Here is a 20,935-nt window from a genome sequence, read left to right as displayed (position 1 = left end):
AAAAATCATGTCTACGCTCTCCTAATAAGCTTGTAAATTTCAAACCAGAGTACGGATACAGCGGCAACGGCGAGTGCTGTAGTCAATTCAGATCCACTAAGGGCTGTGATCTCAAAGAAAGAGGCGACAGGTCTGCAATATAATATGACAAATAGCAGGATAAGCACGGCACAAGAGATTCCTAGCAGTAAAAAATTACGGTTCTTAAAGCTTTCGACTATGCTATAGTAGAAAGAACGGTTGGCATAGCTCAACAGTATATTTGCAAAGATCAAAGTACAGAATACCATCGCCCTTGTCTTTTCTTCACTCCCGCCATGCTGGGCGGTAAACTGATAGCTAAACAAGACTCCAAGTGTGATCGCTATTCCCTGAATGATGCTTATCCCCAGTTCGTTGATGCTCAAAAAAGTACTTCCCATCGCTCTTGGTGGCTGATTCATCGTGTTTTTTTCGATAGGTTCATTCTCATATACAATAGAACAGGTAGGCCCCATGGCCAGTTCCAGAAAAATCACATGGACAGGAGTAAATATCTGCGGATAGATCCATCCCAAAAATAAGGGCAAGGATACAGTCAGAATAATGGGAATATGAATGGAAATAATATACTGCACAGCCTTTTTGATATTGGTATAAATCCGGCGGCCGGCAGCGATGCCGACGATAAGTTTCTGCAGATCATCGTTGGTGATGACCAATGCTGCCGCTGATTTCGCGATCTCGGTTCCCTTATTTCCCATAGCTACACCAATATGCGCTGCTTTCAATGCTGGTCCGTCATTTACCCCATCTCCGAGCATGGCCACAACCTCTCCTCTCTTTTTCAGCGCATTGACAACGGCAAGTTTTGCGTCGGGAAACATTCGGGTAAATAACGTTGTCCGTTGAGCGATATCCATAATTTCATCTTCGGTATTCCCAACGATGTCACTGCCATTTACAGACGGAGTAGTATTGACAATTCCTGCCTGCAAAGCGATCGCTTTTGTTGTCTCAGCATTATCGCCAGTAATCACCTTTACTTTAATGCCCGCAGCATAGATCTGCTGAAAGACCTCCCTTATGCCCTGCTTAGGTGGATCATAGAAGACAGTAAGCCCTAAAAACTCAAATTTAAAATCCTGTTGTTTTGCGGGGAAGTCATTCCCTTCAAAATGTGATTTGGCGACACCAAGAATCCGATATCCCTGCTGAGCAAAAGTTTCAATCACCCTCCTTATCTTATCTCTGTCGGCGTCGGAGAGCTGGGAAATGCTAAGTATCGCTTCGGGTGCGCCTTTAGCCGCTATGATCCGCTCCTTTTCATTATTTTCGAAAAGGTGTGTCATCATTGGCGGTCTGCCCTCAAGAGGATATTCATGAAACAGCTGATAATCCTTTCTCAGATCATTTTTTTGCGTTTCTTCGTATATCTTATGTAAGGTGATTTCCATTGGATCAAAAGGCACAGGTTCACTGCTCCACATGGCATAGTCGATAAGTTCATTAAGGGCTTTGTCGTCAAATTCACCTTCGACATAAACCGTATTGGAGCGATAATCATACAGATGTTTTAGTTGCATAATGTTGGCCGTAATAGTGCCTGTTTTGTCTGTACAGATTACTGTCGTACTTCCTAGAGTCTCGACAATACTGCTCCTCTTTATAATAATGCCCTCGTGCATAAGCTTCCATGCTCCAAGCGCCATAAATGTTGTAAATGCAACAGGAATTTCTTCAGGCAGCACAGACATCGCCAGTGTCAGTCCACTGAGCAAGCTCTCTACGATATTGCGGCTATCCATATAACTAAACAGGCACACCAGCAGGAAAATAACAAGTCCGACGATTGCCATAGCTTTAACAAATTTCCGGATCTGAACCTGTAAAGGTGAAATCTCTTCTTTAATCGTTCGTATGGATTCGCCAATCTTGCCAACGCGTGTGTCTTTGCCTATCTTTTGTACCTGAAAAACAGCAAGACCCGAAACTGTTATTGTTCCGCTATAAACTAAATTATCGGTTGTCATACTATCCTTGAACACTGAAAAACTCTCGCCTGTGAGCGATGATTCGTTGACAGAAAAATCATTACTGTGCACTATAATTCCATCAGCATTTATCATGCGTCCTTCTTCTGTAATACAGAGGTCTCCTACCACAATTTCCCGCGTAGCAATCTTTACCACCTGACTATCTCGGATGACCACACTCAGGGGCTCATTTAGTTTTTCAAGCTCTTCCAACGCTTTCTTACTACGGTTGTCCTGATAAAACGAAATCGCTGTTACCGCTACAATGGCTACCATCATAAATGACGCTTCAGCATAGTCACCCACAATCACATAGATCATTGAAATAACGATCAGCAAAATCAGCATAGGCTCTTTTAAAACTCCAACTAGCAATTCCAACCAGGTACTTTTATGGCTTTCCGCCAACTGGTTATACCCATATTGTGCCCTGGCCCGATTTACTTCGTCCTGATTGAGACCTTTAAGATGACTTGGGATATTATATGCCATAAAGAAATTGATTAATATAGAAACGATTATCTACTGACTGTATAAGAAACACTATTTCCCAGAATATGTTCTTCAGGATTTTAATTTTATAAAGTAGATGTTAGAAAGTTATAGCATGAATCTAATGAATTATGTAAGCGCAATTTGCTCATCTTTGATTAATTATGCTTATAAGGAAAAATAGGAACCGTTTTACGGAGATGAAAAAGACAGTCCCAACAATTAGTGAACGGATAATTGCAAAACAGCTTAGGGAATTGGAAGCCGATGGTATTATTAGCCGAAAGGTTTTCAATGAAGTTCCTTTACGAGTTGAATATTACTTAACAGAATACGGCGAAAGTATTTATCCGATCGTCCGCGATATGCGTAAATGGGGACATATGCATTTAAAGCATTTGCAAAATTTGGTTTAGCAAGCTACAATCCAAACCAAATAAGATTTATAATGCCTGCTTTATTGATATCCTGTTCAATCTCATCGGAATTGACAAAATAGCCAGGTAATCCATATGGATATCGACTCCACTCAGAAGTCGATTTAGGGTTCTAAGACAACTATAAAGTAAAATTTCCGATATTAGTCCAATATATAGGGGTTTAACCCGGCGGAAATCTATGATGTACAACGATAAAGTTATATTAAAGGAATTAACTATAAATGATGCGGATTTCTTCTATAATATCTATTCGCATCCCGAGCTGACGGTTAATTTCGACGAAAGTCCTTTCATGGAAAATGAAACAGCAGCTGAGTTTACTAAACGTATCATTTCAATATGTGAATATATTTATACGATTAGGCCATTAGAATACCCAGAACTGATTATTGGGGACTGTGCTTTACATCATTGGGACAAAGAAAATCAGGAAATCGTTATTGGCGGATCGTTGCTACCCCAATATTGGGGTAAAGGCTTAATGCAATCGGCCTTTGATCTACTTATTGTGTTAGCAAAATATAATCTGGACGTAAAGACTCTCCTTGCACCTACCAAAACGAGAAATCACAAAGCGATAAGATTGGTAGAAAAAATGGGGTTTTTAAAGTATAAAATGAGTGGTAATGATACGATTTTGCGGAAAGTAATTTTATAACGTTGTAAACACCGTTTGATTTGCCCTTGCGTCGTCAAGCTGATACCCAATCGTAATCCTACACGCATCGGTATTTAGGATAATTGAAGGTTATATAGAAATTCAGCAATATTTTGATTGCTAGTTTATCGGATACAATATATATCGAATGAACTGTGGAAGAGGACACTCTTGCCTATTTGACGGCAAAAAATTGTTACAGTCCTAAATATCTGTTTAAATATTAAAGTAATTGCGTTAGCCACTATTTTTTGGTGAAAAAGTCCAACCATAAATCCAATCAAGTTGTTTAATTTGATTTTTAATAAAAAAACCGATTAAAGTATCACGAAACCAAGCCGTTATTGGATTAGTTTTTGTTTTAGTCATCCCTATTTTCCTTGCACTTATTATTACTCGCTCTACTCTAGGCTGGCGGGCGCTCTGAAAAAGCTGAAAGGCTTGTGTATAGTCTAAATTTAATTTTAATAATTCAGCAATTACGAGCGTATCTTCCAATGCCAATGAGGCTCCCTGCCCAATATGTGGAGAGATACCGTGCGCCGCATCTCCAATAAGACACACCCTGCCTTTATACCAATGCAAAAGTTTAGGCACATCATAAATAGGATATGCAATAATTTGATGGCTATTTTTGATGATTTTGGAAAATAAAGGATCGTCATTCTGATGAATTTTTGTCAAATAGTCCTGAATTTCGGTATTTAATGTTTTTTCTACTTCTTTTGGCTTCGGTTCCTGTTCTCTAAAATAATTATTAAACCACCAAACTTCACCTTTGTCGGAAACCGAATAAGCGAAAAATCCCCTTTCACCAAAGTTCATGTGTATGGAATCCAACGGTTCAGAAAGTTCAGGAACATATGCATAACCACCAGTAGAAATGACTTTCGTATACTTAATAAGAGAAGCATTCGGGAATAATTGATTTCTAACTTCGGAAAACATTCCGTCACAGGCCAACATAATATATCCTGCAACCATTGTCCCGTCATCAAAATATGCAGTTACCTGTTCATTAGCTTCATGATATCTGACAAATTTTTTGTCGTACCATATTTTTATCCCAGCCGCCTTAGCAGCTAATAGAATGTTTTTATTGAGGTTCGCTCTTTTGATCTGAATTGTTTCTACACCATATTGTTGTTTCTGATAGGCCGTATCGTGTTCTGCTATTTGCTTTCCTTTAGAATTGAAAAACTTCATTGAACCGGGAGTATAATCTTCCTTGAGCAGTTTTAAGTCAACAAATTCTTTCAATACATTCAATCCATTGGGTGTAAGACCCAAAAAAGCTCCCTCTTTTGCTTTATCTTCTGATCTCGCTTCAAATAATTCAACATCAAAACCCATTTTTTTCAGTTGTAAAGCTAGTATGGGCCCAGCTACTCCGGCACCGATAATAAGTACTTTTTTATCCATTGTTTTTCTCTTTTATTTTTAATCCGGATATCAGTAAAAAGTTCAATGCAAAAAAAATGACGACTCGCACATAATTTAAATTGCGCCATTGGGCCGCTTTTTCCTGTAAAGATATATCCAGTGTATCGCTATATGGTAATTGCTGGAATTCCGTGATAATAGGCGCGAAATACGTTAATGTCCATATCCTAACAGCAATATGCGCAACAAGAACCAGTAACATTAACCTTCTACGATTCTTTATCGCCCAGTTAAAAATCAAAGCTGTAATAAATACCATTTCATGAATTCCATGTGTTATTATCCAAAACATTTTAAAATCCAGTCCGTAAGGTTTTTGAAAAAAGATGAATGAAGAAGGTGGAGCTGCTGTCCATGCAGGCACCATTATCGCTGTTTCCCATAACTGGGCTCCATTCATAATAAAGTAAGCACAGATTGAATAAAATAACCATCGGGTAGCTTTCGGGTATTGATATGTATTTCTCATTTATCTAAATTTATTTCTTACATTATCTCACTTGACAAAAGTACCGCGCGATCAAAAAATGCGCTTGCAAAAAATGGAGTTAAACTGGTAAATTAGGGCGCAATGGGATTTGAACTGAAAAATGATAAAAAGGCTTTTAAAATAGCCTTTGATGAGAATGATTTTGGTAGTCATGGTTTTAAAGAAAATACCTTTAAAACGAATATTCCCTTTGGACAATTAACTGCTAAACAATGGCTTTTCGATGGTATTAAGATCTTATATTCCGAAACTGATCTTGATAAACCGACAGAATTGGATTGGAAAGGAGATTCAGAACTGGTAACCATGCACTTTAATTTGCAAGGAAGAACTTCAATAGTACAGAACGGAATGAGCAATTGCTTTGAATTAAATGGTAATCAGCACAATTTATTCTATGGAACCAAGGCTAAAGGTACAATGAAATTTGATGGTTTGCAGATGAAATCATTTATGGTGCAATTTCAAAAAGATTCTTTTTTAACCATTTCAAAAGATGGAAACGAATCCTTAAAGCGGTTTGCTGATAAAATAGTTTCAGGAACTCCTGTTGCTTTCTCCAATTCTAGTCTAAATATTGATCTGCCAATACAAACCTGTATCAATTCGATTTTGAGGTGTGATTATTCTGGTGGGTTAAAGAGATTGTTTCTTCTTTCGAAAACCATCGAGTTGCTTGTCTTGCAAGCAGAGTCTTTAAATCATCATCAAGGTTCAATCTCAAAATACATAAAACATGATTATGATAAAGAACGAATTGTATACGCCCGTGATTATCTGGTTAAGAATATCGAGTCGCCCCCAACGTTGATAGAATTGGCGAGAATCGCGGGGGTTAATGAATATAAGCTAAAACGAGGGTTTAAGGAAATATTTAATCAAACTGCTTTTTCCTATTTATCTGACCTACGTTTAGATCTGGCAAAGAACGATCTATTGGAAGGCAAAAAGCAAGCCACTGAAATAGCGTTTGAACTGGGTTACTGTTCCTTACAGCACTTTAGTAAAGCATTCAAGAAAAAGTTCGGCATGGCGCCAAGTAAAGTCAGACGGTAAGGTAGTGTTCGTTTGTACTCTTATCGATTATGTAGCTCTTTTTATCCTAGGAGAGCACGACGCAATTATAAAACCATTCCGCCGTCGATAAGGATTTCCGTTCCGGTCATGAAGCTTGCCACATTGTTATCTGACAGGTAAATAACAGCTTTGGCAACATCTTCCGCAGTTCCCATTTTCTGTAAAGGGATTCCGCTAATTAACCATTCATCAAGACCTTCCAATGTTTTTTTGTCCAATCCTGGTTTGGTCATAATCTCGGAAATGATTAACTGGGGTAGAGAACATCGAAGAATAATTGTGGAGGGTAAGATTTAGTAATCAGACCATTTTACTATATACAAGGAGAACGCCCACGGGTACAAAAACTTGAGTTACTTTGCTGGTATCAGGAAATTTACGCCCGTTTGAAAGGCAACCCCACCAAATCTATTTTCCGTCGCAAAATTCTGCGTTATTCGAGCCATTATACCAATTTTATGAGGTACAAGCCAATAGGATCCGAACGCACCTATTCCCGCATTTTGGTCAGAAAGAAAACTGCCTACCGTCCCCTTGTCATCGGACACTTGTTTGGAATAATTGCCAAATAGTCCCACTTCGTCTCCCCGGGAATTCAGTACATAGGAACCACCTAAATCAAACGTAAGATGACTTCCTTCCTTAAAATCAGTATTTTTTTGCCACTGATTGATTTCTAATGTCGGAGCAATACTTAAATTAATCTTGGAGGTTGGTTTATATTTAAGAGCACCACGTATATTATGTGACCAATAACCATGCCCCCCATTGTCTAAACTACCATGCTCATATTTGCCAGTTGGCGCCCATAGGCCATAATTTAATGCATATTGAAACTTCCCCTGCTTCCATGATAACCAGATTGGCTGCACATACATGTCGCCAAAGCCTAAACTCTTATTGGTAAAAACATATCTTCCGGGGCCTGTCTGCTGCGAATAGTAGTCCAAGGCAATATTGGCGGTAGGACTGTTTACTGTCGGGATAATCATCAGTCCCCAATTAGCGCCCAATATCTTTCCCTTTCCGCCGTATATTGCCATCAGGATAAAAGAATGAGTGATCACCTTTTGTTCGATTTGCAAAGCCGTGGGATTGCCAGGAACTGGATTAATCAATTGATCTGTCTTTTTGCCCTGACCGTTGAAATAATTCATATTGGCATAGCCATACCAGACTGGAATAATAAACCCTTCATGCGGAGCAAAATAATCGTTGGGATTAAACGATGAACCGTTATAATGCCCCTGACCATAAACTTCCCCCCCGACAATATAAATAGAAGCACATAAAATATCTTTTTCATATCACGAATCATTTATCTCTTTTAAATACTGTTTTCCCCTCTTTGATGGTTTCAATGACTTTGATCTCGCGCAGATTCTGAGGCGCGATTGTTAGCGGATTTTCATTTAAAATTACTAAATCGCCTAATTTTCCTTCTTTCAAAGATCCCTTTTCATTCTCTTCTTGATACTGATAGGCAGCATTGATCGTAATTGCTCTCAATGCATCCATTACATCTATCCGTTCGTCTGGCCCCAATACCATCCCCGAACGCGTTGTCCGATTGACCGCGGCATAAACTCCTGTCAATAGATCCGGTGGGGTGACCGGACTATCATGATGAATTGTAAACAAAATACCAGCTTTTTTTGCCGATGCAGCAGGACTAATGAATGCTGCCCGCTTTGGACCAAAGACACTTTGGTAATGCCAGTCTCCCCATAAATAGACATGTGAAGAGAAATAGGATGGTATTACACCGATTTCCTTTATTTTGGCGATATGATCTGGTCTACTATTCTGGACATGAATTAACGTCGCCCTCATCTCGGGTTTATAAAGTCCTTCTTCTTTCAGTCTACCAATTACCCGAAGTGCCTGATCTATTGCCGCATCGCCATTAACATGAAGCTGCGCTGTAATATGGTTTGTAAAAACTGTTTTCAGATCGTTATATAAATTTTCGTCTGAAAAAATCGGAAAACCTTTATAGTCCGCAGATTGTCCTTCGGGTGGGATCAGGTATGGTACTGTTAACCAAGCGGTCTTTCCTTGTGGTGAACCGTCATCTGAAAATTTGAATCCGCCGAATTTTAGCCGTTTTATGTATTTCATGTAGTTCGGTTTAAAGGATTCCCACATGGCTTTGTTAGCTTCAAAATCGGGAAAATAAACTACATCTGCCTTTAAGAGGTTCTTTTCGGCCGCTTCTTTCAACATTCCTACACTAACGCCCATTGAGCGTCCATCACAAATAGTCGTCTGACCGTAACTAAGCCACTCATCCTGCGCTTTGATAAAATCTTTCATGGATTGTGATAACTCACTGTCAACCGACTTGGGTTTGGGCATCATTTCGGTTAATTTTACTAATGCCGCAAAGGAGGCATTTTCCTCTAGTTTGCCATTCAGCCGATTATCATGCGGATCTCTGCCATAATGCCCCCCTTCGGGATCTTGGACGTTTTCGGCAATACCTAATAATTCCAACATCGGGCTATTGACTACGCTGGCGTGCCCTGAAGCATGAATGACAATGATAGGGATTTTCATACTGACGGCATCCAACTCCTTGCGGGTCGGGTGGCGATGCTCGCTCATAATAGCATCATCGTATCCATTTCCTAAAATGGGAACGGAAGAATCAAGCGTTTTACGCTGAATAGAAGCTTTTAAGGTCTTCTGAAGGTCGGGAATGGAATTCACTGTGCCATATGGACTTGGTGAGAGATCTATAGCTTGTTCCATGCCTGCGCGCGAAGTAATATGACCATGCACATCAATAAAGCCTGGAAGCAATGTTTTTCCTTTTAAATCTACCTTCTCGGTATTTCCTCCAACATAAGCATCCGCTTTGTTTCTAGGGCCAACGAAAATGATCTTTCCACCTTTAAGTACCAAAGCCTCGACCTGTGGGAACTTATCTTCCATGGTAATGATATTGCCACCGAAATAGATGACATCACCATTATCCTTATTGCTTTTACATCCTAAAATAAAAATAGGTAAAAGAAAAAATAGATATTTTAAAATTGATTCCATTTTAAATGGTTAATATTTAATAATATAACCTTTAAAGTAGTTAATTGTTTTACTTTATATCACAACCAGTGCTCCTCCATTTTCCATTAAGAAGCCTGATCGACGTCTATTCACTCTTGAAACCTGATGAAGCAAAATATGCAAGCCATCACTTGACACATCTGGATTTTCTACTCTTCAACAGGCTTGGCATGAGTGCCGTCCTTGCCATTGAAGTGGACAGTTACACTTATCATGCTATCGCAGGAGGACAATTTTTCCTTTGCCAACCTAATATCCCTGAAGGTCTTTCCTTCTTTTCTTAGCTTCAGAAAAATGGCTCCCAAACAAAAAAGAGATAAGGCCAAGAATTTATATTGGATTCAATGCACGAATAAGAGTCAGTTTAACACAGAGAGTAGATATCGGCCTGCCGACCCTGATCTTCAGTATATTTCTTTAATTCCGAGCGGATTTGACAAAAGCAGCAATAAATATTTAAAAAACAATGTTATTACGCTCGATCCTACTTACTTCTGGAGATCTCCAGAAATAAATGCAACACCATAAATATAGTATTGGGAGGCAGCTGACTGGAATATCGCAAGATCAACTTTCCGACTTTAAACGATTTAAAATCAGCGAACGCAGAAGTTCTTCATGTTCATCTCCCCAGCGTCCCAATGCTGAAATAATCGGAATCAATGTCTTGCCGAAATCCGTAAGACTATATTCAACTTTTGGCGGTACAACGGGATATATTTTTTTTGTAATCAATCCGTGGTCTTCCAACTCCTTTAACTGGATATTTAAAACCCTACGCGAAGCGTCCGGAATCTTACGCTGCAATTCGCTTGGTCGTTTATATCCCTGTTCAATAAACCAGAGCAAACGTATTTTCCATTTACCGTAAAGAACTTCACCGATCAGATCAAGACCGCAGTTCAGATTCGGAATTATTTTTCTCTCATACATATTCCAAAATTAGGGGTATGTTCCGAATTGCACAATAGGGGAAAAATTTATCCCTATATGAATCGTAATTCCGTACTTGTGCCAACTGTTTTTATACCCCAATTTTGTCCTATAAACAATTCGTAAAAATGGGACAATTTAATTTTAACAATGAATTATCAGGCAAGATTGCCTTGGTGACCGGGGGCACAAAAGGTACCGGAAGAGCAATTGCAGAAAGACTGCTACAGGCTGGAGCAACAGTGATTATAACCGCAAGAAATGCACCTGAAAGAGAAAACGTTAATCTGTATTTCATTGCCTCCGATCTGAGTAAAGTAGAAGGTGCCCAAAAAGTAATCAGCGAGATCCTTACGAACTATGGGAGACTGGATATTTTGATAAACAATCTTGGAGGCTCATCAACCCCTGCAGGCGGGTTTGCAGCGCTAAGCGATGAGGATTGGGAATCTACGCTACAGGCTAATCTTTTGGCTCCGATTCGTCTAGATAGAGGATTTTTACCGCAAATGATCGATCGGAAAACAGGCGTTATCATCCATATAGCTTCAATTCAGGGGAGATTGCCGCTATATGATTCAACTTTGCCGTATGCTGCTGCAAAGGCAGGACTGCGAAACTACAGTAAAAGTTTATCGAATGAGGTGACACCGAAAGGGGTTCGTGTACTTACTGTTTCGCCCGGATGGATCAATACCACAGCTTCGGAAGCATGGCTGGGCGAAATTGCAAGAAACGCTAACAGTACAGTGGAGCAAGCGCAACAAGGTGTAATGGACGCATTGGGTGGAATCCCTTTCGGAAGACCCGCTGAACCTGAAGAGGTGGCTGAACTCGTTGGTTTCCTTGTTTCACCGAGAGCCAGCTATCTAACAGGAACCGAATATATAATCGATGGTGGAACAGTACCAACAATTTAATATTATTTAAAAATAGAACATATGAACTTACCAAAAGTAATCGCCGAGTTAGTAAAAAGGCAAAACAGTTTCGATAGTGCTGCTTATACACAATGTTTTACGGAAACCGCGGTAGTCTTTGACGAAGGCAAAACCCATAACGGAAGAGTAGAAATTGAACAATGGATTGACAAATCCAATAAGGAATATAGTGCTACAATGGAGCCATTGGATTATGACGAAAAAGAAAATATGCTATCCGCGGAAATTTCTGGATCTTTTCCTGGAAGTCCAGTCATTTTAAAATTTCATTTTCAGCTTTCTAATGGGCTTATTCAATCACTGAAAATTACTGAATAGAATCTAAAACAATTAGATTCAAAAAAGCTGAAGTATTTGCTCCAGCTTTTTTTGATATCCAAAGCTTTGAAGATACCATTAGCAAGAAACTCTACTTCACCATCAAAATCAACAGAAATGATCTCATTCTTTTACCCTAGGTGGCTTTTAATTCAATAGGATGAATACGCGAAAATGTTCGAATACCAGCTGAACGATGAATCCTTGTACGCATACTTTTAATATAGATAACTACAATTAGCGACAAACTGCTCAAATTTTCGTTCTGAATTGCGCATGATTGGACCATGCCCGAAGCAGATAATTGAAGGGTGGAGTTTTGCTAACTTCTGAAGTGATTGGATGTTGTTCTGTTGATCAGAGGTGAAGACATTTGGTGGTAACCGCAGTCCTGGTAGTGTCGTGAGCAGATTCATATTTGTTGCCGCATCGCCGATGATAAGTACACCATCATGCTCTCGGAATAAAGAAATATGTCCGGGGGAATGCCCTGGGGTTTCAATTACCCTAAAGTTTCCAACCCAGTCATTTTCAGCAATCGTGCGATCTACCTGATGTCCCTGCCCCGCCCAATATCGCTGTTGAAGTTTTGCTATCCAATGTTGCGGCCGTGGATAGTCCTTTGTAACCAGGCCCGTTTGGGTCTTAAAAATTTCACGGGGATGACAGCATAAAGGTAGCTCAAATTCTGAGCATATCTGATCGCTACAGCCTTGATGGTCCGCGTGCGCATGCGTCAATACATGTTGATGAACCGGGATGTTCAATAGTGCTTTTTTTATTGTACTATAAGAACTTCGGATTCCAGAGTCTACCAGCACACCTTCAATAATATAGCAGTTGATACTATTTCTTGGCATGAGAGAGATTTGAAACACCTCAGGTGCAATTTGACGTAACATAGTTTTTTGCGTACAAATCTAGCCCATCGTCCCCTACAGCAAAAGGACATTTGTCCTATAATACTTTGATTTTTGAGATTTGTCCTTTCGCCCGTGTAAGTGACCGTTGTGTGATGCCAAGGTAAGATGCCAGATCCTGCACCGATATACGTTGGACCAGCTCAGGGTCGGAAGAAAGAACCTGACGGTATCTGTCCAAAGCCGACCTATTGTTGTAGTTTAGCAGATAATGTTCCTTTTGTTTATACTCCTGTTCCATCACTGATTTTACAACACCATTCAGGGTGGTCACCTGAGCAAGCAGATTTTGATAATCAAGATAACTGATTTTATAGATTACGCTATCTTCAACAGCCCGGATACTTCTTCTGGATTTTTCTTGTGTGACAAACTCCGTAAAAGAGCCTGTAAATTCTTTTTCAAATTTGAAGCAAGTTATATTTTCTTTTCCTTCCTGGTCAATAGCGTAGGCTTTGACAGCACCACTAGCGATAAATCCAATATGATTGCAGTATTCATTTTCATGAATAAAAAACTCACCTTTTTTTAGGTGAATTGGTTTAAAGAACTGTATTGAAAAGCTGATTTCCTCATCTGAGAACGCTCCTGTTGAGGAAAGGTAATTTATTAATATGTCAGTCATTACACCTTCTATCTGTCCTTTTTTATTTTTCTCTCACCACTTATAGCTTACTTACTCCACCTGTGTACAAATTTAACATTATCATACCTCCTATTCTTTCTCTTGTTGTTTTTCCAAAATCAATTATTCAACACCTTTAAACGACATAATAACTCCAGAATATGTATCGTGGCCTTCACCAATATATAATAAATCTATGCCTGATAAGTTTTTATTGCGGGCAGCTTCTTTAAATAAAGGATAATTCATTTTTTCGATGTGATCATTCCAGTCTGCATCGGATGTGGGTTTGATTGATTCTAAATCTTTCATTTCAAACATAACACGATCTGACATTTTTTTAGAACGTTGCACAAAAACAGTATCGCCTTCTATCCTTATAATTTTGACCCAACCAGCTGGTAATCCTTGAATGCTATTTCCCTCTACATCGGTAAAAAAACTAGCGCCATAAAGCTGTCCTGTTTGCAATTGCTGTGCTGCTTTAGCAAGATTTTCTTTTTCGTTGCGGTATTTTTTGCCATCTGAATTGAGTTTAATACCATAAATAATAGATCCAGCAATTGCTATTGAGGCAATAATCAAATATCCCTTCCATAGTTTGAAATATGGAATTTTTAGCGTCTTCTTAAATGTTTTTACCTCTTCTTTTATCTCAGGCGAATAGTTTCTAGCGTGGATAACCTGTCCTTGTGGATTTACTAATCGGGACATTTTTACTAAACCACCTCCAACTGGAAATCCTAAAAATTTAGTCGCAGGCGTAATGATATGGAGATTGAAACGCTGCGGTTTCGTCTCGTTTTTTAATGTTGCAATGATTTCTTTACTTCCTAGAATGTATTCGTAACGCGTATAAATGAAAAGCATAAATTGAAGAAATTATAAATTTTAAAGCCACAAATTAAAGAAAATTTCAACTTGCAACAATCCTGTGTAAATTAATTACTTAATACAGAATCAAATAAATTTATCTTCCATTTAACTGAGTCAAGTTTAATCATACTCAATCAAGATACAAAATGGATACGTATATTATAGCTTCTGAGTTATATATTTTGTCTTTTAAATCCTGTTTTGTAAATTCAAAAATAGGAAGCCATATTTCATGGAAGGCGAAAAGATAACCTTTAAAAATTACTATTAGTGGACGCGTCATTATGGGAAAAGTTTAGTTATTATTAGATGGAAATGATCATTTATTGCGGGATCCAAGCGAGCGGAAAGAGTTCTTTCTACAAAGAAAATCATTTTAATAGCCATGTTCGAATTTCAATGGATCTCCTCAATACGCGCAATAAAGAAAATAGATTCATCAAAACGTGTTTGGAAACCCAGCAAGCCTTTGTAGTAGATAATACTAACCCGACCAGGCTAGATCGCTTAAAGTATATTGAAATAGCTAAAGCATATAAATACAAAGTTATCGGCTACTACTTTTGCTCTAGCCTGCAGTCCTCGCTGGAAAGAAATAGTACGAGGATAAATAAAGAAAGGATTCCTGATATCGGCATTCGCGGTACGCATAAGAAGTTACAAATACCTGCTCTCGATGAAGGTTTTGACAAATTATATTATGTGTCATTAGATGCAGAAGGATTTATAATAAAAGACTGGCAAAATGAAGTTTGATGATCTAGATAAGAAATTACGTATTTATGAGACTTATCAGGACAGGCAGGTCCTACCTGGAATGTATATGGTCGCACGGATCGATGGTAGGAATTTTACGAAACTGACAAAAGAAAAACATCCTTTCCAAGCGCCATTCGATGAGAGATTTAGGGATATGATGGTCGAAACAGTCAAACACCTCATGTGCTGCGGGTTTAATATCATATATGGATTTACTGAAAGCGATGAAATCTCGTTGTTATTCCACTTGCATGAGAATACTTTTGGGCGAAAAACCAGAAAACTGATTTCTATCTTGGCTGGCGAAGCAAGTGCCAAATTCTCCTCAATGCTGGGCGATGTCGCTGCTTTCGATTGTAGAATTTCCGAACTGCCCAATTCGCTGCTTGTGGAAGACTATTTCAGATGGCGGAATGAAGATGCACACAGAAATGCGTTAAATGCACATTGTTACTGGAATCTAAGGCGAGATGGGCATAATAAAAATGAAGCTACCAAACGAATTGAAGGTTTTAGTGTTTCGATGAAAAACGAATTGCTGCATACGTATGGCATAAATTTCAATGATCTACCGCACTGGCAAAAAAGAGGAATCGGAATATATTGGGAGAATGTGAAGTCAACAGGCATCAATCCGCTATCAAACGAAACAGTTGAGGTTACCCGGAGACAATTGACCGCCGATATGGAACTGCCCATGGGGGACGCTTATAATCGTTATATCGCTGAGCTGATTCAAAAGTACGAAATTCTATAAATCAGGAATATGATTGTGCAAATTACAAAGTGGTTATTTGTTACTAATACGATGAAAATTTCCTGGATTCGTAAGATACTATTTCTATTAATTGTATCAATACCGATGTTATCTGAGGCTTGGGCCAATCCGCTATTTTGGATTCCATACGTAATAACTTAGTTGTGATCAATCATCAATCATTGATTGACTTCTTGCACGCTGATCCAAAGACTAATTTTGTCATTGACGCGATGGAATATTCAGTAAATGAAAAAGACAAACTCAATTAAAAACTGGCTCTAATTGACGATGTAATGAATAAAGAAATTATTGTCTGAAACTACCGGTTGAGTATATTCTTCAAATTGGGCAAATCCATTTCCGCCAATCCGATATAAGAAGTTGTCAATACTAGCCTTGACTTTAGTACTTGTGGCAAATCATTTAATGATTTGTCATCATCTATAATGATCATTTGCTCTGGTCGGATATTTTGACACGCAATCTGATCTAATATTTCATCCTTACGCGTATAGCGATGGTCGACTTTCTGTACAACATCTTCCAACAGCGCAAGCGAATCTATCTGAATTCCCCGATCGGCGAACAGTTTTTTCCATTCTTCTAAACTATATTTAAATCGATGCGAGGTAGAGAGGATTACTTGATCTTCTTTAGGGATGAACACAGCATTAAATGTTTCAACAGCGGCGCTACTGAATACATAAAAACCATCGGTCGCCTGCTCTACTTGCCGATGTGGATTGGCATGTACCATGACACCGTCTATATCTAAAAAGAAAATCATATTGCACTAAGCTAATAATTAATTTGGCACTTCCACTCCACCGGCTTGCGATTTAATAATAAAAAATATTAGCCATAGATTGATAGTTCAGCCTAATTTTGTAAATTCAAAACACAAGCCATAGCATGAAACAGGTCATAAAACTATTCTACATTTCGGCCCTCACTATCCTCGTTGTTGGGTGCAAAGATCCATATCGCACAAAGACAATGGATTTTGGTCTATTTACGCTTGAAGTTCCTCATAAATGGCAGCAGGTCAAACAAAATGGAATCGACAGTTATGTTGGCGCAATTGCTGTGGACAACACGGATAAACTTTACTTTGATTTGGGCATGTATTCAAATACGTTGACAGAACCTAACATTGAAGTCATCACCAGACAGATGATGGAGGAAAATAACTTGGACTCCTCCGATTTCATTGTTGTTAAAGATATCATGTCAATGAATATTGATGCCGATCTGTACAGAAAACAAAATGTATCCTGGGATACCATTGATAACAGAAGAGCCAAAATCGTATTTCCTTCTTTTTGGCTTATTGGGATCATATAACAGTTTGGCAGAATGATAGGAAATTATTCTCAAAAGATTTTGGGGTCTCTAGCTTTGCCTTTGCGTTAGTTCCTGAAGAATTGCAGTGGCATCTGAAAGAAGTCAGAAAACACTAAAGAAATGGAAAATCTAAACCAAAAAGTTTGGTATGCTTGTTACGGTTCCAATCTACTGCAAGTAAAGTTTCATTGATAGGCATGCCAGCCCTGATGTACTAGAGTTTTTCGATCTCTTCGACAGAAAGCCCTGTACCCTTAGCAATATCAGCTGTGGGTAGCCCCATTTCCTTAAATGCTTTAGCAGTCTCAAGTGCTTTTCTACGCTCCCCTTCCGCTAAACCCTTAGCTTTACCTTCTGCCAAACCTTTAGCGTGGCCTAATGCTTCTCCGGATTTTTTAGCCGAATTGAATACGCTCTCAGCATCACGCTTATGTCTTAAACTTGCTTCGTATGACATGAGTTCCTCCTCCGTTAATTTACCTATCTCTCCTATCTCAAAGATAAGACCAAATATTCTTTTATCCAAAAATGATGGCAATCTATCCATGGTGCTCAAGTGTTTAAGTAAATACAACCACTGATCCATAACTGTCTTTAGCTCCTCTGGCTGTTTATTAAACAATGGAAGCGAAATCATCTTATATCCTAATTATCATAAAATATTTCTTTGGTCAATTTGTCACAGAGCGCAACAGATAATTGGGGTTTCATTTGCAATGCCCAATATTTTACATTTGTACAATTGGAATAACGTTCGCCAACACGTCTTAAAATGGTATATATGCGAAAGCAAATCATTTCTTATTTTAAGTAAACTCTTTAATAGCTTTTGTAAATTTGGTAAAAATCTATTTCGCCCGATTATGGCTGTACCAGTTAACAAAGAAGAATTACAAAAAGCTATTGAAACGAATTACAACAAGCTGAAAAATGAATTATCGACCATACCTGTTGAATTAACTAACATCGCAGATTTAGAAGGACATGCAAAAGATACTACAATAAGCATCAATAACCTTGTTTCTTATTTGATTGGATGGGGAGAATTGGTGCTTAAATGGAATCGCAAAAAAGATATTAATGAGCCAATAGATTTTCCTGAAACAGGCTATAAGTGGAATGAACTCGGCAAGTTGGCTCAGAAGTTTTACAAAGATTATGAAGGCATTGACTTCAATACATTGTGTAGTAAATCAGATGAAACGGTTTCTAAAATTCTTTATCTAATTGAGCAAAAATCTAATACTGAATTATATGAGGTTTCCTGGTATGAGAAATGGACTTTGGGGAGAATGATCCAATTTAACACGTCTTCGCCTTATACCAATGCAAGAGGGAGGATTCGTAAGTGGAAAAAAGTACATAACATCAAATAAAAATCCTGCCCAAATGGACAGGATTTAAAAACTTGAAAATCAATCCTGATTACTTCGGATTGCATAAAGATTAATTATCCCTATTTCCATTTTCATAATGATCTTGACTTGCGGAAGTAAATTGCTTTGTTGTATGTGCGATCGGATGGGATGAGAACTTTTGCCTATTGTTTTATTATCAAATCAATACCTGCCTGTAGTACCTCGTCCTGATGCTTCCGTATCCCCTCAATAGTGGAATATACAATCTTATCGGGTACAATGCCTATCCCCTGTGTTTCGCTTTTATCAGGATAATATACTCCTATACCCGAAAAAGCTGTTGAATAGCCCAGTGGAAGTGGAATCCAACTGATATTGCCGTCCGCTCCCGCTGTCTGAGAGCCAACAACCATAGATCCGGGTATAGTACGAAATGCCATCACCTGAAATTCAGATGCGCTCTGAGCGCGCTCGTTAATTAAGATAACGACTTTACCGGTAAAAGCTTTCGGATTTACCGCTCCGGCCTTGACGGGATCAGTGTATTTAAACTGTCCGGGAGGCATACCTTTACTCGTTGAAAATATTACAAAGTCTTTTTCTAATGGAAAGATCATATTACGCAATTCGTCATGCATGCTCGCCGAAGGATAATTACGATAGTCCAAGATAAGTCCACGTTGTCCTTTCAGGCTATCTTTTAGCCGTTGGGTATCTGAATCCTTAAAGACACCGATATCGACCACCAAAATGCCGTCTTTCATTTTCCGGATCGCGGGCTTGGGTTCTGCATCCGTATATTTTATTGACTCAATAGCACGTGTGGGGATATAAAAAACCGATTCCCTACCCTCGCGGTGAATCTTCAACATTAATAGGGAATCTGCAGTTCTTAACATCCGACTCGGAAGGTCACGCATTAGTGCACTTTCATTGGAAGCAGCGACATATGGTCCCAATGAATCAATCATACCTGAAACGGGCTTTCCAGCAATCTCCATAATAATATCGCCGAGCTGTAACTCCTGCCCAGTTTTGAACTGATCATCTGACAGCCCTGTGACCACCAACTGGTTCTGAATAAAACCGCTCTTAAATCCTACAGCACGTGGACCAAATATATCTTTATGATAGTAGTCTGAAAGGTAAGAAAATGCATGGGTATCATTGATTTTTGAAAAAAGCTTGAGATAAGTTCCATCCAGCGATGCTTTGGTTTTCGCTCCGACAAATAGCGGTATAAAATCTGTCAATACTTGATCCCATGGTTGTGCGGAGAGCTTTTGGTTAGGGTTAAAATATTGCATGGCATTCCAATATCGGAATAACCCCAAAAGTCGAAAACCTACGTCAGAAAGCTGAACAGTTTTATAGCTGTATTCATGAAACTGGGGGTTGCCAGCACCTTCAAAATAGTCTATATATTGGTTCGGTACTACTGGTATCACACGGGACAGCGCTGTAAGCTTTTCTTTGAGCTTACTGGAATAGGGCAATTTATCTATCCATTCATTGTTGGCTGCTGCTGCAATTTTTTCTGCAGTAATGGTTGATTGCTCCACAGATGGTTGAAAGGGGCCAAAATGCTGGATCCATTCACTCAAAAGGTGTTCGGTAGCAGCCTGATCCTTACTCGCCAACAGATTTGGGATAAATTTGAAAAGCTCCGTATCCATATCCCATTTCCCCGAAGTAACGGCAGGATGAAAATATTTTAACATCCCCCAGATCTGAGCTGTATGGGCTAACTTAGCAATATTATCATTCGTTAATGAAATTTCCTTCAACTGTGAATTGAAATTATAAATAGTATCTGCTTTGTTTATGCTTGGGTATTGCAGCGCCTTGGTATAATCCTTACCATCTATTTTAAGGGTAAGATCGGCGAACCAGGCGGTCCCTTTACCAACGATAAAGGTCCCAATGGCAATACTCCGTGTTTCCTTTGGTTTTAACTTAAGCCTGACACCAAATGTTTCCCAGTCATGTGTTCCATTCAATTTCTGGAACTCCATATTCTCAACATCAACTTTGGGTTTTAATTGGAGAAATAATCCGGCGAATCCATCAGGAGCTATATGCTCTGTCTTGATTTTTCCTTCAAAAGCAATTTCCTTACCTTCTAGGTTTTCAGGGATATTCAGCATCAAAACACCTGAATACCCATTGCTATCGCGTACACTGCTAATTTTTAACTGTGTTTTATCGGCGTCCTTGCTATGTCTTTCAACGGTGAAAGAATAGCCTCGGGATTCCGCTAAGAACCAACCTGCCGGCAGCCCATTTTTAATAATCTGCTGATCAACATTATAGGATTTTATCTGTTGCGCATAGGTAAAAATTGAATGAAAGATAGTCAAAACAACGGTCAACAGAAAAGGCAATATTACTTTCTTCATAATACAGGTTTATTATCG

At 38.8% G+C, this 20,935-nt stretch carries 24 protein-coding genes; 10 read left to right on the top strand and 14 right to left on the bottom strand.

What is annotated here, in order from left to right; translation table 11 throughout:
- Window positions 1–11: 11 nt before the first annotated feature.
- The gene (locus tag ABFX33_RS14375; RefSeq protein ID WP_346086571.1) at window positions 12–2,507 is read right to left on the bottom strand and encodes a cation-translocating P-type ATPase; all 2,496 of its coding nucleotides are present in this window, start codon (window positions 2,505–2,507) and stop codon (window positions 12–14) included.
- Window positions 2,508–2,671: 164 nt separating this feature from the next.
- Here ABFX33_RS14375 and ABFX33_RS14370 point away from each other — a divergent pair, with 164 nt between their 5' ends.
- Window positions 2,672–2,923, top strand: coding sequence for a winged helix-turn-helix transcriptional regulator (locus ABFX33_RS14370; protein WP_346086570.1), 252 nt, complete (start codon window positions 2,672–2,674; stop codon window positions 2,921–2,923).
- Window positions 2,924–3,125: 202 nt separating this feature from the next.
- Complete coding sequence (locus ABFX33_RS14365) at window positions 3,126–3,605, top strand: GNAT family N-acetyltransferase (RefSeq protein ID WP_257090409.1); 480 nt, start codon at window positions 3,126–3,128, stop codon at window positions 3,603–3,605.
- 237 nt (window positions 3,606–3,842) lie between these two features.
- On the opposite strand, the gene ABFX33_RS14360 is transcribed toward ABFX33_RS14365, so the two are convergent.
- Window positions 3,843–5,027: an FAD-dependent oxidoreductase gene (locus ABFX33_RS14360; RefSeq protein WP_346086569.1), complete on the bottom strand. Its 1,185-nt coding sequence runs from the start codon at window positions 5,025–5,027 to the stop codon at window positions 3,843–3,845.
- Window positions 5,020–5,517: a transposase gene (locus ABFX33_RS14355; protein ID WP_346086568.1), complete on the bottom strand. Its 498-nt coding sequence runs from the start codon at window positions 5,515–5,517 to the stop codon at window positions 5,020–5,022. The genes ABFX33_RS14360 and ABFX33_RS14355 overlap by 8 nt, the downstream gene beginning before the upstream one ends.
- A gap of 102 nt (window positions 5,518–5,619) precedes the next feature.
- Here ABFX33_RS14355 and ABFX33_RS14350 point away from each other — a divergent pair, with 102 nt between their 5' ends.
- Window positions 5,620–6,594: a helix-turn-helix domain-containing protein gene (locus ABFX33_RS14350; protein ID WP_346086567.1), complete on the top strand. Its 975-nt coding sequence runs from the start codon at window positions 5,620–5,622 to the stop codon at window positions 6,592–6,594.
- A gap of 65 nt (window positions 6,595–6,659) precedes the next feature.
- On the opposite strand, the gene ABFX33_RS14345 is transcribed toward ABFX33_RS14350, so the two are convergent.
- From ABFX33_RS14345 to ABFX33_RS14330, 4 genes are all read right to left on the bottom strand, one after another.
- Window positions 6,660–6,848, bottom strand: a complete 189-nt coding sequence (locus ABFX33_RS14345) for an SDR family oxidoreductase (protein ID WP_257090402.1) — start codon at window positions 6,846–6,848, stop codon at window positions 6,660–6,662.
- A gap of 120 nt (window positions 6,849–6,968) precedes the next feature.
- On the bottom strand, window positions 6,969–7,772 hold the full coding sequence (locus ABFX33_RS14340; RefSeq protein ID WP_346086566.1) for a transporter: 804 nt from the start codon (window positions 7,770–7,772) through the stop codon (window positions 6,969–6,971).
- Window positions 7,769–7,921 carry a hypothetical protein gene (locus ABFX33_RS14335; protein ID WP_346086565.1) on the bottom strand — a complete coding sequence of 51 codons (153 nt, stop codon included), beginning with the start codon at window positions 7,919–7,921 and terminating at the stop codon, window positions 7,769–7,771. The genes ABFX33_RS14340 and ABFX33_RS14335 overlap by 4 nt, the downstream gene beginning before the upstream one ends.
- An 8-nt stretch (window positions 7,922–7,929) precedes the next feature.
- Entirely contained in the window at window positions 7,930–9,663 is a 1,734-nt protein-coding gene (locus tag ABFX33_RS14330) for an amidohydrolase (protein WP_346086564.1), read from the bottom strand.
- A gap of 68 nt (window positions 9,664–9,731) precedes the next feature.
- Here ABFX33_RS14330 and ABFX33_RS14325 point away from each other — a divergent pair, with 68 nt between their 5' ends.
- On the top strand, window positions 9,732–9,968 hold the full coding sequence (locus ABFX33_RS14325) for a hypothetical protein (protein WP_346086563.1): 237 nt from the start codon (window positions 9,732–9,734) through the stop codon (window positions 9,966–9,968).
- Window positions 9,969–10,251: 283 nt separating this feature from the next.
- On the opposite strand, the gene ABFX33_RS14320 is transcribed toward ABFX33_RS14325, so the two are convergent.
- Window positions 10,252–10,617: a winged helix-turn-helix transcriptional regulator gene (locus ABFX33_RS14320; RefSeq protein WP_346086562.1), complete on the bottom strand. Its 366-nt coding sequence runs from the start codon at window positions 10,615–10,617 to the stop codon at window positions 10,252–10,254.
- Window positions 10,618–10,745: 128 nt separating this feature from the next.
- Between ABFX33_RS14320 and ABFX33_RS14315 the strand changes: the two genes are divergently transcribed.
- Together ABFX33_RS14315 and ABFX33_RS14310 are read left to right on the top strand one after the other, a co-directional pair.
- Window positions 10,746–11,537: an SDR family oxidoreductase gene (locus ABFX33_RS14315; protein WP_346086561.1), complete on the top strand. Its 792-nt coding sequence runs from the start codon at window positions 10,746–10,748 to the stop codon at window positions 11,535–11,537.
- A 21-nt stretch (window positions 11,538–11,558) separates the two neighbouring features.
- Window positions 11,559–11,876, top strand: coding sequence for a nuclear transport factor 2 family protein (locus tag ABFX33_RS14310; RefSeq protein ID WP_346086560.1), 318 nt, complete (start codon window positions 11,559–11,561; stop codon window positions 11,874–11,876).
- A gap of 218 nt (window positions 11,877–12,094) precedes the next feature.
- Here ABFX33_RS14310 and ABFX33_RS14305 read toward each other — a convergent pair whose 3' ends face one another.
- The 3 genes from ABFX33_RS14305 to ABFX33_RS14295 form a co-directional block, all read right to left on the bottom strand.
- Window positions 12,095–12,778, bottom strand: a complete 684-nt coding sequence (locus ABFX33_RS14305) for an MBL fold metallo-hydrolase (RefSeq protein WP_346086559.1) — start codon at window positions 12,776–12,778, stop codon at window positions 12,095–12,097.
- Between the two features lie 55 nt (window positions 12,779–12,833).
- Complete coding sequence (locus tag ABFX33_RS14300; RefSeq protein WP_346086558.1) at window positions 12,834–13,421, bottom strand: Crp/Fnr family transcriptional regulator; 588 nt, start codon at window positions 13,419–13,421, stop codon at window positions 12,834–12,836.
- Between the two features lie 123 nt (window positions 13,422–13,544).
- On the bottom strand, window positions 13,545–14,291 hold the full coding sequence (locus ABFX33_RS14295; RefSeq protein ID WP_346086557.1) for a hypothetical protein: 747 nt from the start codon (window positions 14,289–14,291) through the stop codon (window positions 13,545–13,547).
- Window positions 14,292–14,606: 315 nt separating this feature from the next.
- On the opposite strand from ABFX33_RS14295, the gene ABFX33_RS14290 reads away from it, so the two are divergent.
- A complete protein-coding gene (locus ABFX33_RS14290) occupies window positions 14,607–15,053 on the top strand; it encodes an AAA family ATPase (protein ID WP_346086556.1) in 447 nt (148 codons plus the stop codon).
- Window positions 15,043–15,813: a tRNA(His) guanylyltransferase Thg1 family protein gene (locus ABFX33_RS14285; protein ID WP_346086555.1), complete on the top strand. Its 771-nt coding sequence runs from the start codon at window positions 15,043–15,045 to the stop codon at window positions 15,811–15,813. Before ABFX33_RS14290 ends, ABFX33_RS14285 begins: the two co-directional genes overlap by 11 nt.
- Window positions 15,814–16,135: 322 nt before the next feature.
- Here ABFX33_RS14285 and ABFX33_RS14280 read toward each other — a convergent pair whose 3' ends face one another.
- Window positions 16,136–16,603 (bottom strand): HAD domain-containing protein, encoded by a 468-nt coding sequence (locus tag ABFX33_RS14280; RefSeq protein WP_346086554.1) that lies wholly within the window; start codon window positions 16,601–16,603, stop codon window positions 16,136–16,138.
- A gap of 125 nt (window positions 16,604–16,728) precedes the next feature.
- Between ABFX33_RS14280 and ABFX33_RS14275 the strand changes: the two genes are divergently transcribed.
- On the top strand, window positions 16,729–17,160 hold the full coding sequence (locus ABFX33_RS14275; protein ID WP_346086553.1) for a hypothetical protein: 432 nt from the start codon (window positions 16,729–16,731) through the stop codon (window positions 17,158–17,160).
- A 214-nt stretch (window positions 17,161–17,374) separates the two neighbouring features.
- On the opposite strand, the gene ABFX33_RS14270 is transcribed toward ABFX33_RS14275, so the two are convergent.
- Window positions 17,375–17,797 (bottom strand): PD-(D/E)XK nuclease family transposase, encoded by a 423-nt coding sequence (locus ABFX33_RS14270; RefSeq protein WP_346086552.1) that lies wholly within the window; start codon window positions 17,795–17,797, stop codon window positions 17,375–17,377.
- 226 nt (window positions 17,798–18,023) lie between these two features.
- On the opposite strand from ABFX33_RS14270, the gene ABFX33_RS14265 reads away from it, so the two are divergent.
- Window positions 18,024–18,536 carry a ClbS/DfsB family four-helix bundle protein gene (locus ABFX33_RS14265; protein WP_346086551.1) on the top strand — a complete coding sequence of 171 codons (513 nt, stop codon included), beginning with the start codon at window positions 18,024–18,026 and terminating at the stop codon, window positions 18,534–18,536.
- Window positions 18,537–18,700: 164 nt separating this feature from the next.
- Here ABFX33_RS14265 and ABFX33_RS14260 read toward each other — a convergent pair whose 3' ends face one another.
- Window positions 18,701–20,917 carry a S41 family peptidase gene (locus ABFX33_RS14260; protein ID WP_346086550.1) on the bottom strand — a complete coding sequence of 739 codons (2,217 nt, stop codon included), beginning with the start codon at window positions 20,915–20,917 and terminating at the stop codon, window positions 18,701–18,703.
- Between the last annotated feature and the right edge of the window lie 18 nt (window positions 20,918–20,935).

The sequence above is a fragment of the Sphingobacterium ginsenosidimutans genome, from assembly GCF_039536865.1.
Lineage (GTDB): Bacteria > Bacteroidota > Bacteroidia > Sphingobacteriales > Sphingobacteriaceae > Sphingobacterium > Sphingobacterium detergens.
The sequence above is the reverse complement of the archived record's forward strand: the minus strand, read 5'-3'. Positions and strand labels throughout refer to the sequence as shown.

What these genes read in the sequence shown, in the direction of transcription:
- ABFX33_RS14350 (WP_346086567.1), top strand. Translation starts at nt 5,620, where the DNA reads ATGGGATTTGAACTGAAAAATGATAAAAAGGCTTTTAAAATAGCCTTT.
- ABFX33_RS14265 (WP_346086551.1), top strand. Translation starts at nt 18,024, where the DNA reads ATGGCTGTACCAGTTAACAAAGAAGAATTACAAAAAGCTATTGAAACG.
- ABFX33_RS14310 (WP_346086560.1), top strand. Translation starts at nt 11,559, where the DNA reads ATGAACTTACCAAAAGTAATCGCCGAGTTAGTAAAAAGGCAAAACAGT.
- ABFX33_RS14285 (WP_346086555.1), top strand. Translation starts at nt 15,043, where the DNA reads ATGAAGTTTGATGATCTAGATAAGAAATTACGTATTTATGAGACTTAT.
- ABFX33_RS14280 (WP_346086554.1), bottom strand. Translation starts at nt 16,603, where the DNA reads ATGATTTTCTTTTTAGATATAGACGGTGTCATGGTACATGCCAATCCA.
- ABFX33_RS14355 (WP_346086568.1), bottom strand. Translation starts at nt 5,517, where the DNA reads ATGAGAAATACATATCAATACCCGAAAGCTACCCGATGGTTATTTTAT.
- ABFX33_RS14370 (WP_346086570.1), top strand. Translation starts at nt 2,672, where the DNA reads ATGCTTATAAGGAAAAATAGGAACCGTTTTACGGAGATGAAAAAGACA.
- ABFX33_RS14300 (WP_346086558.1), bottom strand. Translation starts at nt 13,421, where the DNA reads ATGACTGACATATTAATAAATTACCTTTCCTCAACAGGAGCGTTCTCA.
- ABFX33_RS14295 (WP_346086557.1), bottom strand. Translation starts at nt 14,291, where the DNA reads ATGCTTTTCATTTATACGCGTTACGAATACATTCTAGGAAGTAAAGAA.
- ABFX33_RS14365 (WP_257090409.1), top strand. Translation starts at nt 3,126, where the DNA reads ATGATGTACAACGATAAAGTTATATTAAAGGAATTAACTATAAATGAT.
- ABFX33_RS14335 (WP_346086565.1), bottom strand. Translation starts at nt 7,921, where the DNA reads ATGAAAAAGATATTTTATGTGCTTCTATTTATATTGTCGGGGGGGAAG.
- ABFX33_RS14360 (WP_346086569.1), bottom strand. Translation starts at nt 5,027, where the DNA reads ATGGATAAAAAAGTACTTATTATCGGTGCCGGAGTAGCTGGGCCCATA.
- ABFX33_RS14340 (WP_346086566.1), bottom strand. Translation starts at nt 7,772, where the DNA reads ATGAATTATTTCAACGGTCAGGGCAAAAAGACAGATCAATTGATTAAT.
- ABFX33_RS14305 (WP_346086559.1), bottom strand. Translation starts at nt 12,778, where the DNA reads ATGTTACGTCAAATTGCACCTGAGGTGTTTCAAATCTCTCTCATGCCA.
- ABFX33_RS14275 (WP_346086553.1), top strand. Translation starts at nt 16,729, where the DNA reads ATGAAACAGGTCATAAAACTATTCTACATTTCGGCCCTCACTATCCTC.
- ABFX33_RS14320 (WP_346086562.1), bottom strand. Translation starts at nt 10,617, where the DNA reads ATGTATGAGAGAAAAATAATTCCGAATCTGAACTGCGGTCTTGATCTG.
- ABFX33_RS14290 (WP_346086556.1), top strand. Translation starts at nt 14,607, where the DNA reads ATGGAAATGATCATTTATTGCGGGATCCAAGCGAGCGGAAAGAGTTCT.
- ABFX33_RS14375 (WP_346086571.1), bottom strand. Translation starts at nt 2,507, where the DNA reads ATGGCATATAATATCCCAAGTCATCTTAAAGGTCTCAATCAGGACGAA.
- ABFX33_RS14270 (WP_346086552.1), bottom strand. Translation starts at nt 17,797, where the DNA reads ATGATTTCGCTTCCATTGTTTAATAAACAGCCAGAGGAGCTAAAGACA.
- ABFX33_RS14330 (WP_346086564.1), bottom strand. Translation starts at nt 9,663, where the DNA reads ATGGAATCAATTTTAAAATATCTATTTTTTCTTTTACCTATTTTTATT.
- ABFX33_RS14260 (WP_346086550.1), bottom strand. Translation starts at nt 20,917, where the DNA reads ATGAAGAAAGTAATATTGCCTTTTCTGTTGACCGTTGTTTTGACTATC.
- ABFX33_RS14315 (WP_346086561.1), top strand. Translation starts at nt 10,746, where the DNA reads ATGGGACAATTTAATTTTAACAATGAATTATCAGGCAAGATTGCCTTG.
- ABFX33_RS14345 (WP_257090402.1), bottom strand. Translation starts at nt 6,848, where the DNA reads ATGACCAAACCAGGATTGGACAAAAAAACATTGGAAGGTCTTGATGAA.